The organism is Streptomyces sp. 1222.5, assembly GCF_900105245.1.
Taxonomy (GTDB): Bacteria; Actinomycetota; Actinomycetes; order Streptomycetales; family Streptomycetaceae; genus Streptomyces; species Streptomyces albidocamelliae.
Window position 1 is genome coordinate 5,937,951 of the sequence record NZ_FNSZ01000001.1, and the last position, 12,626, is coordinate 5,950,576.

A 12,626-nucleotide genomic window follows, 5' to 3' on the forward strand; every position below is an offset into this window, starting at 1 on the left:
ACCACTAGGGGAGGACCAGCAACATGGGCGTCACGCTCGCCAAGGGGGGCAATGTCTCCCTCTCCAAGGCCGCACCGAACCTCACCAACGTCCTGATCGGACTCGGCTGGGACGCGCGTTCCACCACCGGCGCGCCCTTCGACCTCGACGCCAGCGCCCTGCTGTGCGGCGCCGGGAACCGGGTACTGGGCGACGAGTACTTCGTGTTCTACAACCAGCTCACGAGCCCCGAGGGCTCCGTGGAGCACACCGGTGACAACCTCACCGGTGAGGGCGAGGGCGACGACGAGTCGATCCTGGTCGACCTCGCCAAGGTGCCGGCGCACTGCGAGAAGATCATCTTCCCGGTCTCGATCCACATGGCGGACGAGCGCGGTCAGACCTTCGGCCAGGTCTCCAACGCCTTCATCCGGGTGGCCAACCAGGCCGACGGCCAGGAACTGGCCCGCTACGACCTCAGCGAGGACGCCTCCACCGAGACCGCGATGATCTTCGGCGAGCTGTACCGCTACCAGGGCGAGTGGAAGTTCCGGGCCGTCGGGCAGGGGTACGCGTCAGGTCTGCGCGGCATCGCCCTGGACTTCGGGGTGAACGTCTCCTAGGCGGGGCCTCCCCCCGATTCGTGCTGAGGCTTTTCCCACGAGGGTTGCCCTGACCGGTACCGCCGGTAGGGTGCCCCTCTAGACTCGTGGTCAACGTTTAGCAAAGCCGAGTACGGCGCGGGGGAGACCCGTCCTCAGACTCCGTCTGGGGGTACCCCCAACACACGATTGGGTAGCCAGTGCTTCTGAAAACCTTCGGCTGGTCGTTCGCGGTCACCGCGCTCGGCCTGGTCGCGGCGGCGTTCTACGGGGGGTGGACCGCCTTCGGCATCGTGGCGATCCTCGCCATCCTCGAGATCTCGCTGTCCTTCGACAACGCGGTCGTCAACGCCGGAATCCTGAAGAAGATGAATGCCTTCTGGCAGAAGATCTTCCTCACGGTCGGCGTGCTGATCGCCGTCTTCGGCATGCGGCTGGTCTTCCCCGTCGTCATCGTCGCGATCAGCGCCAAGATGGGCCCGATCGAGGCCGTCGACCTCGCCCTGAACAACAAGGACCACTACCAGGAACTGGTCACCGACGCCCACCCGGCGATCGCGGCCTTCGGTGGCATGTTCCTGCTGATGATCTTCCTCGACTTCATCTTCGAGGACCGGGACATCCAGTGGCTGCGCTGGATCGAGCGGCCCCTGGCCAAGCTCGGCAAGGTCGACATGCTGTCGGTCTGCATCGCCCTGATCGTTCTGCTCATCACCTCCTTCACCTTCGCCACCCACGCCCACCAGCACGGCGGCGCCCACGTCGACAAGGCGCAGACGGTGCTGATCGCCGGCATCGCCGGCCTGATCACCTACATGATCGTCGGCGGCCTGTCCGGATACTTCGAGGACAAGCTGGAGGAAGAGGAGGAGCGCGAGCACGAGGCGGAGGAAGAGGCCGCCCGCACCGGCAAGAAGAAGCCCGCCGTCGTGCTGGCCGGCCAGGCCGCGTTCTTCATGTTCCTCTACCTGGAGGTCCTGGACGCGTCCTTCTCCTTCGACGGAGTCATCGGCGCCTTCGCCATCACCAACGACATCGTCCTGATGGCCCTCGGCCTCGGCATCGGCGCCATGTACGTCCGGTCGCTGACCGTGTACCTGGTCCGCCAGGGCACCCTCGACGACTACGTCTACCTGGAGCACGGCGCCCACTACGCCATCGGCGCCTTGGCCGTGATCCTCATGGTCACCATCCAGTACGAGATCAACGAGGTCATCACCGGTCTCGTCGGTGTCGTCCTGATCGCCTGGTCCTTCTGGTCCTCCGTCCGCCGCAACCGCGCGCTGGCGGACGCCGAGGGAAACGCGGGCTCGGACGACAAGGCTGAGATCTCCTCGGGCGTCTGACGACCGGCGACCCCTGCGCGCCCCCTAGGGGCATGATCAGGGACGGGACGGGGTGTGACGCCCCGCCCGGTGAGGAACGCTCTGTTCGGGGCGGCCGACGTGGTCGGCCGCCCCGAAGGCGTTGCGGACGAGTACCTGGGGGCGGGAATGGGATTCTTCGACGGACTGCTGGGCGGGCGCGCCGCCGACTTCGACTCGGGCAGCGCCTCCAGCAACGCGATCGAACTCACCAGACGGCACCAGACGGTGTCCCTCACCAAGCAGGACGCGGCCACCGGCCATCTGCGCGTCAACCTCACCTGGCGGATGCGGACCTCCGACTTCGACGGCGCCCAGCGCACCAGCCTGTTCCGGCACCCCTTCAAGGCCCTGAAACCGCCGGAGGTGCTCGGGCACGGCCAGAGCATGGTCAACGTCGATCTCGACCTCGGCTGCCTGTTCGAGCTGACCGACGGCACGAAGGGGGTCGTCCAGCCGCTCGGCGGCTACCTGGGCGACGTCAACGCCCCGCCGTACATCAAGCTCAGCGGCGACGACCGGTTCGGCTCGGCGTCCGGCGAGACGATGTACGTCAACCTCGACCACCGCGACGCCATCAAGCGCCTGCTGGTCTTCGTCTACATCTACGACCGCACACCGGCCTTCGACCGTACCCACGCCATCGTCACCCTGTACCCGAGCAACGGCCCCCGCATCGAGATAGGCCTCGACGAACGCCACCCCCAGGCCCGCTCCTGCGCCGTCGTGATGATCGAGAACGTCAAGGGCGAACTGATCGTCCGCCGCGAGGTCAAGTTCGTCTACGGCTTCCAGGGCGAGCTTGACCGCCTGTACGGCTGGGGACTGCAGTGGGGACGCGGCTACAAGACCAAGGTCGACCGGTAGCCCCGTGCGCCGCCCGGACCGCCTACCGGCCGACGAACTGCGGGCCCTGCGGGGGCAGCCGGAAGTTCGGGTCCAGGGCCACCGGCACCGGGGCCGGCTGGGACTGCGGATAGCCGTACGACGGCTGACCGGCCGGCTGGGGGTACCCGTACCCCGCCTGCGGCGAGGCCGGCTGGGGATAGCCGTAGGCGGGCGGCTGCTGCGGCACCGCCGACGTCGGCGCTTCCGGGGGCAGCGGCTGCGACGCCGTCTCCGGCAGCCGCCGCTCCTCGTCCACCTCCGACTCGTCCACCGAGATGCCGAAGTCCGTCGCGAGGCCCTTCAGGCCGTTCGAGTAGCCCTCGCCCAGCGCACGGAACTTCCAGCCCTCCCCGCGCCGGTACAGCTCACCGCAGATCAGCGCCGTCTCCGCGCCCGTCTCCGGCTTGATGTCGAACGTGGCCAGCGGCTCCCCGTCGGCCACGGCCGCGTCGTACAGCAGGATGCCCAGCGCCGGCACCCGGTCGAAGGGGACACCGTCCGCGGACGCGACCAGCAGGATGCGGCCCACGCCCGGCTCGACCCCCGAGAGGTCTGTCTGGATCGTGTCGCTCAGCCCGTCGGCGACGCGCTTCTTGCCGAGCCGCCACACCTTTCCGGAGGGATGCCGGGGCTGGTTGTAGAAGACGAAGTCCTCGTCGGAGCGCACACGGCCGTCGGAGCCCAGCAGCAGCGCCGAGACGTCCACGTCCGGAACCCCCTGCCCGGGCGTCCAGCGCAGTACTGCACGTACCGTGGTGGCATCCAGCGGGACGTTCGACCCCTTCAGCATCGCGTGCGTCATGCCGTCATCCTGCCCTCTCGGTCCTGGCCACGACAATGCGGGGGGTGTCGGCGCCGCCATGGGTGAGTTACCGAGAATTCATGCCCGCGGGGAACCTCCGACATGGATCCCTACGTACTATTACCGGCCACCCTTTACCGAATCCACAGGCTCGGCTCGCGCCCTGAGGGAGTCCTATGCGTCATTTCGGGCACATCGCCCCAGCGGTGCGGCAGCGCCTGTTCCACCAGGAGCCGTCGGCGTTCTCCGCCGACTCCCCGGCCAAGCTGCTCTCCGCGGCCCTGGGCGCCACGCTGTACAGCCCGGCCACCCGTCCACGGCTCGCCGACGACATCGTCAAGCAGGCCGCTAACGGCGTGGTCTCCATGGTGCTGTGCCTGGAGGACTCGATCGACGACGCGGACGTCGTCGCCGGCGAGGAGAACCTCGTCCGCCAGTTCGCCGACCTCGCCTCCCGCCCCGGCGTGGAACCACCCCTGCTCTTCATCCGGGTACGCACCCCCGAGCAGATCCCCGACCTCGTCCGACGCCTCGGCGCCACCGTACGGCTGCTCTCCGGCTTCGTGCTGCCCAAGTTCACCGAGGAACGCGGCATCCCCTTCCTGGAGGCCCTCACCACCGCCGAGAGCGCCGGCGGCCACCGGCTCTTCGCCATGCCCGTCCTCGAATCCCCGGAGCTGCTCTACCGCGAGTCCCGCGTCGACACCCTGGAGGGCATCTCCCGCGCGGTCGACAAGTACCGCGACCGGGTCCTCGCGCTCCGCCTCGGCGTCACCGACTTCTGCTCCTCCTACGGCCTGCGCCGCGCCCCCGACATGACCGCCTACGACGTCCAGATCGTCGCCTCGGTGATCGCCGACGTCGTCAACATGCTCGGCCGGGCCGACGGCACCGGATTCACCGTCACCGGCCCCGTCTGGGAGTACTTCCGCGTCTCCGAGCGCATGTTCAAGCCCCAGCTCCGGCAGAGCCCCTTCCTGGAGGTGCAGGCCGTCGAACTGCGCGAGAAGCTCATCGAGCACGCCATGGACGGACTGCTCAGGGAGATCTCCCTCGACCAGGCCAACGGCCTGCTCGGCAAGACCTGCATCCACCCGTCCCACGTCCTGCCGGTGCACGCGCTGTCCGTCGTCAGCCACGAGGAGTACAGCGACGCCCAGGACATCCTGCGGCCGGAACGCGGCGGCGGGGGTGTACTCCGTTCGGCCTACACGAACAAGATGAACGAGGTGAAACCGCACCGCGCCTGGGCCGAGCGGACCCTCCTGCGCGCCGAGGTCTTCGGCGTCGCCCACGAGGACGTCGGCTTCGTGGAGCTGCTCGCCGCCGGAATACCCGGCTGACCCGGCCGGACACCCGGCCGGACACCCGACAACCAAGGAACGCATGAACAACGCAGTGAACGACGCGGTCTGGTCCGGCACCTGGGTCGCCGAGCGGCTCGGGGTCGAACTCGTGGGCGACGACGGGCTGACCGACCTGCTCGGGCTGGCGCTGCGCCGCAACCCCAAGCGCGCCCACCTGCTGGTCTCCCACGTACTCGGCAAGCACATACCCCAGACCCCCTCCGTGGTCTACGGCCACGGACTGGCCCTGGGCCGCCGGGTCGCCGCCCTGCTCGGCGAGGCGGAGGCCGCCACCGCCGTCGTCCTCGGCTACGCGGAGACCGCGACCGGACTGGGCCACGCCGTCGCCGACGGCCTCGGCACCGCGCCGTACCTGCACTCCACACGCCGGCCGGTCCCCGGCCTCGCCCCCGCGGGCGGCTTCGAGGAGTCCCACTCCCACGCCACCTCGCACCTGCTGCTGCCCGAGGACCCCGCCCTGCTCTCCGGCTCCGGACCCCTCGTCCTCGTCGACGACGAGTTCTCCACCGGCAACACCGTCCTCAACACCATCCGCGACCTCCACGAACGCCACCCCCGGCACCGCTACGTCATCGTCGCGCTGGTCGACATGCGCTCACCCGAGGACGCGGCACGCATGGAGGCGTTCGCCCGCGAGATCGGCGCCCGCGTCGACCTGATCGCCGCGGCCTCCGGAGTCGTACGGCTCCCCGCCGACGTCCTGGAGAAGGGACAGCGGCTCGTCGCCCACCACGAGTCCGCCGGCTCCGAGGCCGCCCCGGCCGGCCGCACGGCACCCCGGAGCCCCCACGGCACGCCCCGCGTCGACCTCGGCTGGCCCGCCCGGCTCCCCGACGGCGGCAGGCACGGATTCACCCCCGCCCACCGCACCCGGCTCGAAGCCGCCCTCCCCGCCATGGCCGGGCGCATATCCGACGCCCTGCCCCCCGACGCCCGCCGCGTCCTCGTCCTAGGCAACGAGGAACTCATGTACGCCCCGCTGCGCCTCGCCGAGCAGCTGGAACGGACCACCGGCGCCGAGGTGCGCTTCTCCACCACCACCCGCTCGCCCGTCCTCGCCCTCGACGACCCCGGCTACGCGATCCGCACCCGCCTCACCTTCCCCGCCCACGACGACCCGGCCGACGGCCCCGGCGAGCGTTACGCCTACAACGTCGCGGGCGCCGGCTTCGACACCGTCGTCGCCGTAGTCGACTCCGCCGCCGACACCCCCGCCCTGCACGCCCCCGACGGCCTGCTGGCCCGCCTCGCGGCACACACCCCGCACGTCCTGCTCGCGGTCGTCCCCTCCTACGTCCCCGAGCCCCAGCACGCTCCCGAAAGGCAGGCCATGCTGCCCGAGCCCCTCCGCGGCCCGGCTTTCTCGTCGTACGCGCCCGAGGAGGTCGGCTGGCTGCTCCAGGACCTCTCCGACGTCACCCTGGAGGCGCCGACCGAGGAACGCGAGGAGGCCATCCAGAGCGGCGGCGCCCACTACGCCGAGTCCCTGCCGGTGGAGTACCAGCCCACCGAGCAGTACCAGCGGCTCTTCCACAGCGCCCTCGACGCCTCCGCCGCCCGCATCGCCCAGGCGGTCGGCGCCGTCACCGAGACCGTCATCAGCGAGCGCTCCCCCCGCCCGGTCCTCGTCTCCCTCGCCCGCGCCGGCACCCCCGTCGGCGTCCTCATGCGCCGCTGGGCCCAGTTCCGGCACGGCCTCGACCTGCCGCACTACGCCGTCTCGATCGTCCGCGGCCGCGGCATCGACGCCAACGCCCTGCGCTGGCTCGCCGCCCACCACGACCCCCGCGACGTCGTCTTCGTCGACGGCTGGACCGGCAAGGGCGCCATCACCCGCGAACTCGCCCAGGCCATCCAGGAGTTCGAGACCAAGGAGGGCATCACCGGCTTCGACCCGGAGATCGCCGTCCTCGCCGACCCCGGCTCCTGCGTGCGCACCTACGGCACCCGCGAGGACTTCCTCATCCCCTCCGCCTGCCTCAACTCCACCGTCTCCGGGCTCATCTCCCGCACCGTCCTGCGCGCCGACCTGGTCGGCCCGGACGACTTCCACGGCGCCAAGTTCTACCGCGAACTCGCCGGCGCCGACGTCTCCGTGGCCTTCCTCGACGCCGTCGCCGCCCGCTTCCCCGACGTCGCCGACACCGTCGACGACGCCGTGAAGGAACTGCTGGCCGAGGACCGCACACCGACCTGGGAGGGCTGGCGGGCCGTCGAGCGCATCAGCGAGGAGTACGGCATCCACGACGTGAACCTCGTCAAGCCCGGCGTCGGCGAGACCACCCGGGTCCTGCTGCGCCGGGTGCCCTGGAAGATCCTCGCGCGCCAGGGAGCCGGCGCCGACCTGCACCACGTGCGCCTGCTCGCCGAACAGCGCGGCGTCCCGGTCGAAGAGGTCGGCGACCTGCCGTACACCTGCGTCGGACTGATCCACCCCCGGTACACCCGCGGCGCGACCGGCGCCGACGGCAAGGCGGTGAACGTCTGATGCCCGTGCTGGTGGCGAGCGACCTCGACCGTACGCTCATCTACTCCGCGGCGGCCCTCGCGCTGACCATGCCCGACGCGCGGGCACCCCGGCTGCTGTGCGTGGAGGTGCACGAGGCCAGGCCGCTCTCCTTCATGACGGAGACCGCGGCCCAGCTGCTGACCGACCTCGGCGACACGGCCCTCTTCATGCCGACCACGACCCGCACCCGCAAGCAGTACCAGCGCATCAACCTGCCCGGCCCGGCCCCCAAGTACGCGATCTGCGCCAACGGCGGCCATCTCCTGGTCGACGGCGTCACCGACGCCGACTGGCACACCGCCGTCCAGGCCAGGCTCGCCGACGAGTGCGCACCGCTCGACGAGATCCGCGAGCACCTGCTGCGGACCGCCGACCCGGTCTGGGTGCGCAAGCACCGGGTCGCCGAGGACCTGTTCGCCTACCTCGTCGTCGAGCGCGAGCTGCTGCCCGAGGAATGGGTGAAGGAACTGGCCGCGTGGTCGGAGAACCGCGGCTGGACGGTCTCCCTCCAGGGACGCAAGATCTACGCCGTCCCCAAGCCGCTCACCAAGAGCGCCGCCGTCCGCGAGGTCGCCCGGCGCACCGGCGCGGAGCTGACCCTGGCCGCGGGGGACTCCCTCCTCGACGCCGACCTGCTCCTCGCCGCGGACCGCGGCTGGCGCCCCGGACACGGCGAACTCGCCGACACCGACTGGAGCGCCCCGCAGATCAGCGCACTGCCCGAGCGGGGCGTACTGGCCGGCGAGCGGATCACCCGGGAGTTCCTGAAGGCGGCCCGGGCGTCGACGGCGGGCCGCCACGGCTGACGGGACGCGGCGCGCGGATACAGCACCCGTTGGCCAACATCTGATGGCCAACGGGTGTGGGCCAACGGGCGTGGGTCAACGGGTGCAGGCCAACACGTGATGGCCACCGGCTGTAGGCCCACACGTGACGGCCACCGGCCGTAGGTCAACAGCTGAGGGCCACCTGCTGCAAGCCGCTCGCGCCGGGCGGCGGCTCAGCCGCAGCAACCACCGCCGCAGCAGCCCCCGCCGCCGCCTCCCGCACCGGGAGCCGGGGCGGACGCGCCCGCCGTGCCGCCCACGGCCACCGCCGACAGCAGCTTCACCGTGTCGTCATGGCCCGCGGGGCAGGAGGCGGGAGCGGCCGACTCCGCCATGGGACGGCTCAGTTCAAAGGTGTCGCCGCAGGTGCGGCAGCGGTACTCGTAGCGAGGCATGCGCACAGATTAACCGGCTCCGGGCGCTCGCCCCAGGGCCACACCACATCACTCCATGCCGCGCCGGCGCATGTCCTCCGGGCCCCGCAGCGCCCGGTCGCCCGGTGCCGCCGCCTGCCGCCGCTCCTCCTGCTGCACCGCCTCCGGGTGCCGGGCCCGCCAGTACGGATTGTCGTGCGGCAACGTCGAACCGACGCGGCCGTACATCCCGAAGGTCATCAGCAGCAGCCCCACGACGAAGCTGAACAGCACGTTCTGGATCTTGAACGCCAGGAAATTGCTGTCGGTGTCCAGCAGTCCGAGGAACAGGAAGCCGTTCAGCAGGAACAGCACCCCGAGCACCATGTTCAGGGTCGACGCGAAGTTCCCGCCGATCACCATGCCGACCAGCAGCAGCGCGCCGATGCAGATCGACAGCACACTGAGCGTGCCGTTGCTGTTCAGCCCGGCGACCGAGTTGCCGCCGGTGTCGAAGAAACCGATGTGGTTGATCAGGCCGAGAATGCCGAACGCGACCAGGAAGCCGCCGATCAGACCGGCGCCGACCCGGTAGACCCGGTTCAGCCGGTGGTCGACGGGCAGGTGGTCGTCCAGCCGCATCCGCGGCCGTTCCTCGGTATGCGCTGCGTGTGCGGCCATATCCGCCTCCCTCGGGCGATTAGCGGAGGCCATCCGTCCACATCAATATCCGCCCGCCCGACCCCACCCGGCAACACAGGAGCTCAGTGAGCGCCGCCGCGCTCCTCCCGGATCCGCGCCACCACCCGCGCCACCGCCTGCCGCACCGCGTCCGTCTCGGTCAGGAAATGCCAGTAGTCCGGATGGCGTCCCTCCAGCGTCCCGATCGCCCGCTCCAGCCGGCCCACCGCGTCGTCCAGCGGCCCGGCATGCCGCGGATCCGGGTTCGTCCGCCCCGTCATCGCCAGCCGCTGCGCGTCCCGGATCGCGAACCGGGTGCGCTCGATCTCCGCCTGCGGATCCTTCTGCACCGCGTTCAGCCTGGTCAGCCGATCACCGGCAGCCGATACGGCCTCGTCCGTGCCGTTCAGCAGCGCCCGCACCGTCGACAGCAGCGACGTCGCGTCCGCCCACCGCTGGGCGTCCCGCGCCGTCTGCGCCTCGCGCAGCTTCAGCTCGGCCTGCCGCACGTTCTCCCCGGCCTGCCCCGCCACCTGCTGGAGATCCTGCCAGCAGGCGGCCGCGAACCGGCGCCGCAACTCGCTCAGCACCGGCTCCACCTGCCCGGCCCGCGTCGTCAGCGCCTGCGCCCGGGTCCGCAGCGACACCAGCCGGTGATCGATCTCGCCGGCCTTCTCCGGCAGCCGCTCCGCCTCGGCCCGGATCGTCCCGGCCTCCCGCTGCACCCGCTCGGCCCGCTCCAGCGTCGCCGCCACCCCGTGCTGACCCGCACCCTGGTTCAGCCGGGTCAGCTCCGGCGACAGCGCGGCCAGCCGCGCCGCGAGATCATCGGCCCGCAGACCCTTCTCCCGCACGGCGTCCAGCGCGTTGCTCGCGGCGAGCAGCGACTGCCGGGCCCGCTCCACGGCGGGCGCCAGCCGGGCCAGCTGCGTCTCGGCCTTACCGAGCAGCGGACCCAGCGAACCACCGAACCGGTCCAGCTCCTGCTTGACCCGCACCAGCTCGTCCTTGGCCGCGCTCAGCTGCGCACGCGCCCGGGACGCCGCCGCGGCCTCCAGATCGTCCCGGTCGAGATCATGGGCGTCGACCGCCTGGATGTAGTTCTGACTGACCTCGTCGATACGGCGGCCCAGCGCCTCGAAGTCGGAGACGGCACGACGGGCGGCGGGGGAGTCGTCCACGGCCGTGATCGTCTCGATGGAGATCCTCAGATCCCGCTGCGCCGTGTCGAGTTCGTAGAACGCGGCCGCCGCCGCGTCCTTCGCCGCCTGCGCCTCCGCCCGCTGGCCCTCCGACCGCCCGCCGAACCAGCGCCGGGTCCCCCCGCCGGCGAACGCGGCGGACAGCCCCAGCGCGGCCAGCACCGGCAGGCTCATCAGGGTCAGGGTGTCGCACAGGGCCGTGGGCCGGCGCGGGGGGCGCGCGGCGGACGACGGTGGGTACGGCTGCTTCGATGGCGTGCCCGGTGTCGCCGTCACATCCCTCTCCCGTGCTGTGCTTCGCCCTGGGTGGTGTCATTCTCCCACCCGTTGAAGACGAACACACGGGCCGGTCAGTTCGCACTGCACACCGTGACTTTCCCGCCGGAAGGAGCGGGCCGACACCCGGTACGCGGCCCTGGGCACGGCGACCGTCAGCGAGCCGTCGCCGCCCGAGGCCTGCTCGGAGCAGTCGACGGTGAGCGCGCTGCCGTGCAGAGCCCACGGCCGGTTACGGGTTTGCCGTCCACCGGGCCCGGCAAGGTACTCTGTCCACTCCTCCTGGGCTCGTCGCCCGGGTGTTCAGGGTGCGTAGCTCAGGGGTAGAGCGCCTGCCTTACAAGCAGGATGTCGGCGGTTCGAAACCGTCCGCGCCCACCGGTCGGCCCCTCGGAGTTGTCTCCGGGGGGCCGTTCTCGTCGCCGTCAGGGGTGTTCCCGCGGGGGTTCGCCGTGGGCGTGCTTCAGCTTGGAGCGGGCTTCCGCCCGCTCCGGGGTCGCGACCTCGGCCCAGAAGCGGTGCGTGCTCACGAACACCGCGAGTTCGTGCTCGCGGCGCCGCAGCTTCTCCACCTCGGCCTGCTCGTCCGCCGTCCAGCCCGGGGAGGCGGGCCGCTCCACCTTGCGCCAGCCCGTGTCGTCACTGAAGCCCTCCCTCGGCTCGACCGACCAGGGCAGCCGCTTGAGCAGGGCCGACAGCTCGGCCCGGACCTGATGCAGCTCCTCCTGGCCGGCGAGGAGGTCACTGGGGAATTCATAGGTCGTAGCCACCCGGCAATGGTACGCCTGTTCGATTTTGGGTGGCGAGCTCGTTCCTGGGGTTCGGGGGGCGATTCAGCCGAACGAGTGGTCGCCCCCCTCCGACCGGTTTCGGTGTCAGTGACCGGTGTCCCGCAGTTCTCGTACGAGCCGTGCCGCCACCGGTGCCGGTACGCCGTGCCGCTCGGCCGCGCGCAGCAACGCCCCGCCGATGGCGTCGAGTTCGAGTGGACGGCCCGCCTCGGCGTCGCGCTGCATGGACGACTTGGCGCCGGGCGGGAAGGCGTCGTAGCGGGCCAGGACCCGGGCGGGGTCGGCGGGGGCGCCGCAGGCCCGGCTGACGGCGGTGGTCTCGGCGACCAGTGCCTCCAGTTCGTCGCGGTGCCGGGTGCGGGCCTCGCCGAGCGGCAGCCCGTACCGGGTGGTGAGCAGGGCGAACGGGGCGAGGAAGGCCATCTTGGCCCACAGGGTCGCGGTCTCGTCCCCGGTCGTGCGGGCGGTCGTGCCGGCTGTGGTGAGGAGTGCGGCGAGCGCGTCGAGCCGTGCGCGGGGGACGCCGTCGCCGGCGAGGTCGATCTCGGTGAAGGGGCTGCCGTGTTCGATCACGCCGGGGGCGACACGGGTGGACTCCACGCGGATCACGGCCGGGGCGACCCGGTCGGCGCGGTACCGGGCGCGCAGCGCGGCGGGGTGTTCGACGCCGTTCAGGAGCGGTACGACCAGGGCGTCGCCCAGGGCGGTGGGCGGGATCCGGGTGAGGGCCGCGTCGAGTGCGGTGTGTTTGACGGTGATCAGGCAGGCGTCCACCTCCTCGCGCAGCTCGGTGTCCGCCTCGACGGGAGCGGTGAACTCGCCGAACTGGGCGCTGCGGACGGTGATTCCGGTGCGGCGCAGGGTGTCCGCGGTGTGTTCCCGGGCCAGGCAGACGACACGGTGGCCGGAGCGGGAGAGGAGGGCGGCGAGGAGGCCGCCCGTGCCGCCGGGGCCGAGGACGGCCACGGTGCGCTGGTTCGCCATG

The 12,626-nt window shown here is 71.4% G+C and carries 12 protein-coding genes and 1 tRNA gene; 7 read left to right on the forward strand and 6 right to left on the reverse strand.

The window, feature by feature from the left end; all coding sequences use genetic code 11:
- Positions 1–23 precede the first annotated feature (23 nt).
- The 3 genes from BLW57_RS26725 (at position 24) to BLW57_RS26735 (ending at position 2,812) form a co-directional block, all read left to right on the forward strand.
- A complete protein-coding gene (locus tag BLW57_RS26725) occupies positions 24–602 on the forward strand; it encodes a TerD family protein (protein WP_093477967.1) in 579 nt (192 codons plus the stop codon).
- A 179-nt stretch (positions 603–781) separates the two neighbouring features.
- The gene (locus tag BLW57_RS26730) at positions 782–1,927 is read left to right on the forward strand and encodes a DUF475 domain-containing protein (protein ID WP_093477969.1); all 1,146 of its coding nucleotides are present in this window, start codon (positions 782–784) and stop codon (positions 1,925–1,927) included.
- Positions 1,928–2,074: 147 nt separating this feature from the next.
- Positions 2,075–2,812, forward strand: a complete 738-nt coding sequence (locus tag BLW57_RS26735) for a TerD family protein (RefSeq protein WP_093480899.1) — start codon at positions 2,075–2,077, stop codon at positions 2,810–2,812.
- A 22-nt stretch (positions 2,813–2,834) separates the two neighbouring features.
- On the opposite strand, the gene BLW57_RS26740 is transcribed toward BLW57_RS26735, so the two are convergent.
- The gene (locus BLW57_RS26740) at positions 2,835–3,635 is read right to left on the reverse strand and encodes a TerD family protein (RefSeq protein ID WP_093477970.1); all 801 of its coding nucleotides are present in this window, start codon (positions 3,633–3,635) and stop codon (positions 2,835–2,837) included.
- A 176-nt stretch (positions 3,636–3,811) separates the two neighbouring features.
- Here BLW57_RS26740 and BLW57_RS26745 point away from each other — a divergent pair, with 176 nt between their 5' ends.
- Genes BLW57_RS26745 through BLW57_RS26755 form a run of 3 tightly spaced genes read left to right on the forward strand, consistent with a single transcriptional unit; the run spans position 3,812 to position 8,317 of the window.
- Positions 3,812–4,978 carry an HpcH/HpaI aldolase/citrate lyase family protein gene (locus tag BLW57_RS26745; protein ID WP_093477972.1) on the forward strand — a complete coding sequence of 389 codons (1,167 nt, stop codon included), beginning with the start codon at positions 3,812–3,814 and terminating at the stop codon, positions 4,976–4,978.
- Positions 4,979–5,021: 43 nt separating this feature from the next.
- The gene (locus tag BLW57_RS26750) at positions 5,022–7,490 is read left to right on the forward strand and encodes a phosphoribosyltransferase (protein ID WP_093477973.1); all 2,469 of its coding nucleotides are present in this window, start codon (positions 5,022–5,024) and stop codon (positions 7,488–7,490) included.
- Entirely contained in the window at positions 7,490–8,317 is an 828-nt protein-coding gene (locus BLW57_RS26755; RefSeq protein WP_093477975.1) for an HAD family hydrolase, read from the forward strand. Before BLW57_RS26750 ends, BLW57_RS26755 begins: the two co-directional genes overlap by 1 nt.
- 194 nt (positions 8,318–8,511) lie before the next feature.
- Here the strand turns inward: BLW57_RS26755 and BLW57_RS26760 are convergent, their stop codons facing one another.
- From BLW57_RS26760 to BLW57_RS26770, 3 genes are all read right to left on the reverse strand, one after another.
- Positions 8,512–8,733: an FmdB family zinc ribbon protein gene (locus tag BLW57_RS26760; protein WP_073893566.1), complete on the reverse strand. Its 222-nt coding sequence runs from the start codon at positions 8,731–8,733 to the stop codon at positions 8,512–8,514.
- Between the two features lie 48 nt (positions 8,734–8,781).
- Entirely contained in the window at positions 8,782–9,372 is a 591-nt protein-coding gene (locus tag BLW57_RS26765) for a DUF4383 domain-containing protein (RefSeq protein WP_093477976.1), read from the reverse strand.
- Between the two features lie 83 nt (positions 9,373–9,455).
- Positions 9,456–10,850, reverse strand: a complete 1,395-nt coding sequence (locus BLW57_RS26770) for a hypothetical protein (protein WP_093477978.1) — start codon at positions 10,848–10,850, stop codon at positions 9,456–9,458.
- Between the two features lie 306 nt (positions 10,851–11,156).
- On the opposite strand from BLW57_RS26770, the gene BLW57_RS26775 reads away from it, so the two are divergent.
- Positions 11,157–11,228: transfer RNA gene (locus BLW57_RS26775), tRNA-Val, on the forward strand.
- Positions 11,229–11,275: 47 nt separating this feature from the next.
- Here BLW57_RS26775 and BLW57_RS26780 read toward each other — a convergent pair.
- Both BLW57_RS26780 and BLW57_RS26785 read right to left on the reverse strand, forming a co-directional pair.
- Positions 11,276–11,620: a hypothetical protein gene (locus BLW57_RS26780; RefSeq protein ID WP_093477979.1), complete on the reverse strand. Its 345-nt coding sequence runs from the start codon at positions 11,618–11,620 to the stop codon at positions 11,276–11,278.
- 105 nt (positions 11,621–11,725) lie between these two features.
- Entirely contained in the window at positions 11,726–12,625 is a 900-nt protein-coding gene (locus BLW57_RS26785; protein ID WP_093477981.1) for a ketopantoate reductase family protein, read from the reverse strand.
- Between the last annotated feature and the right edge of the window lies 1 nt (position 12,626).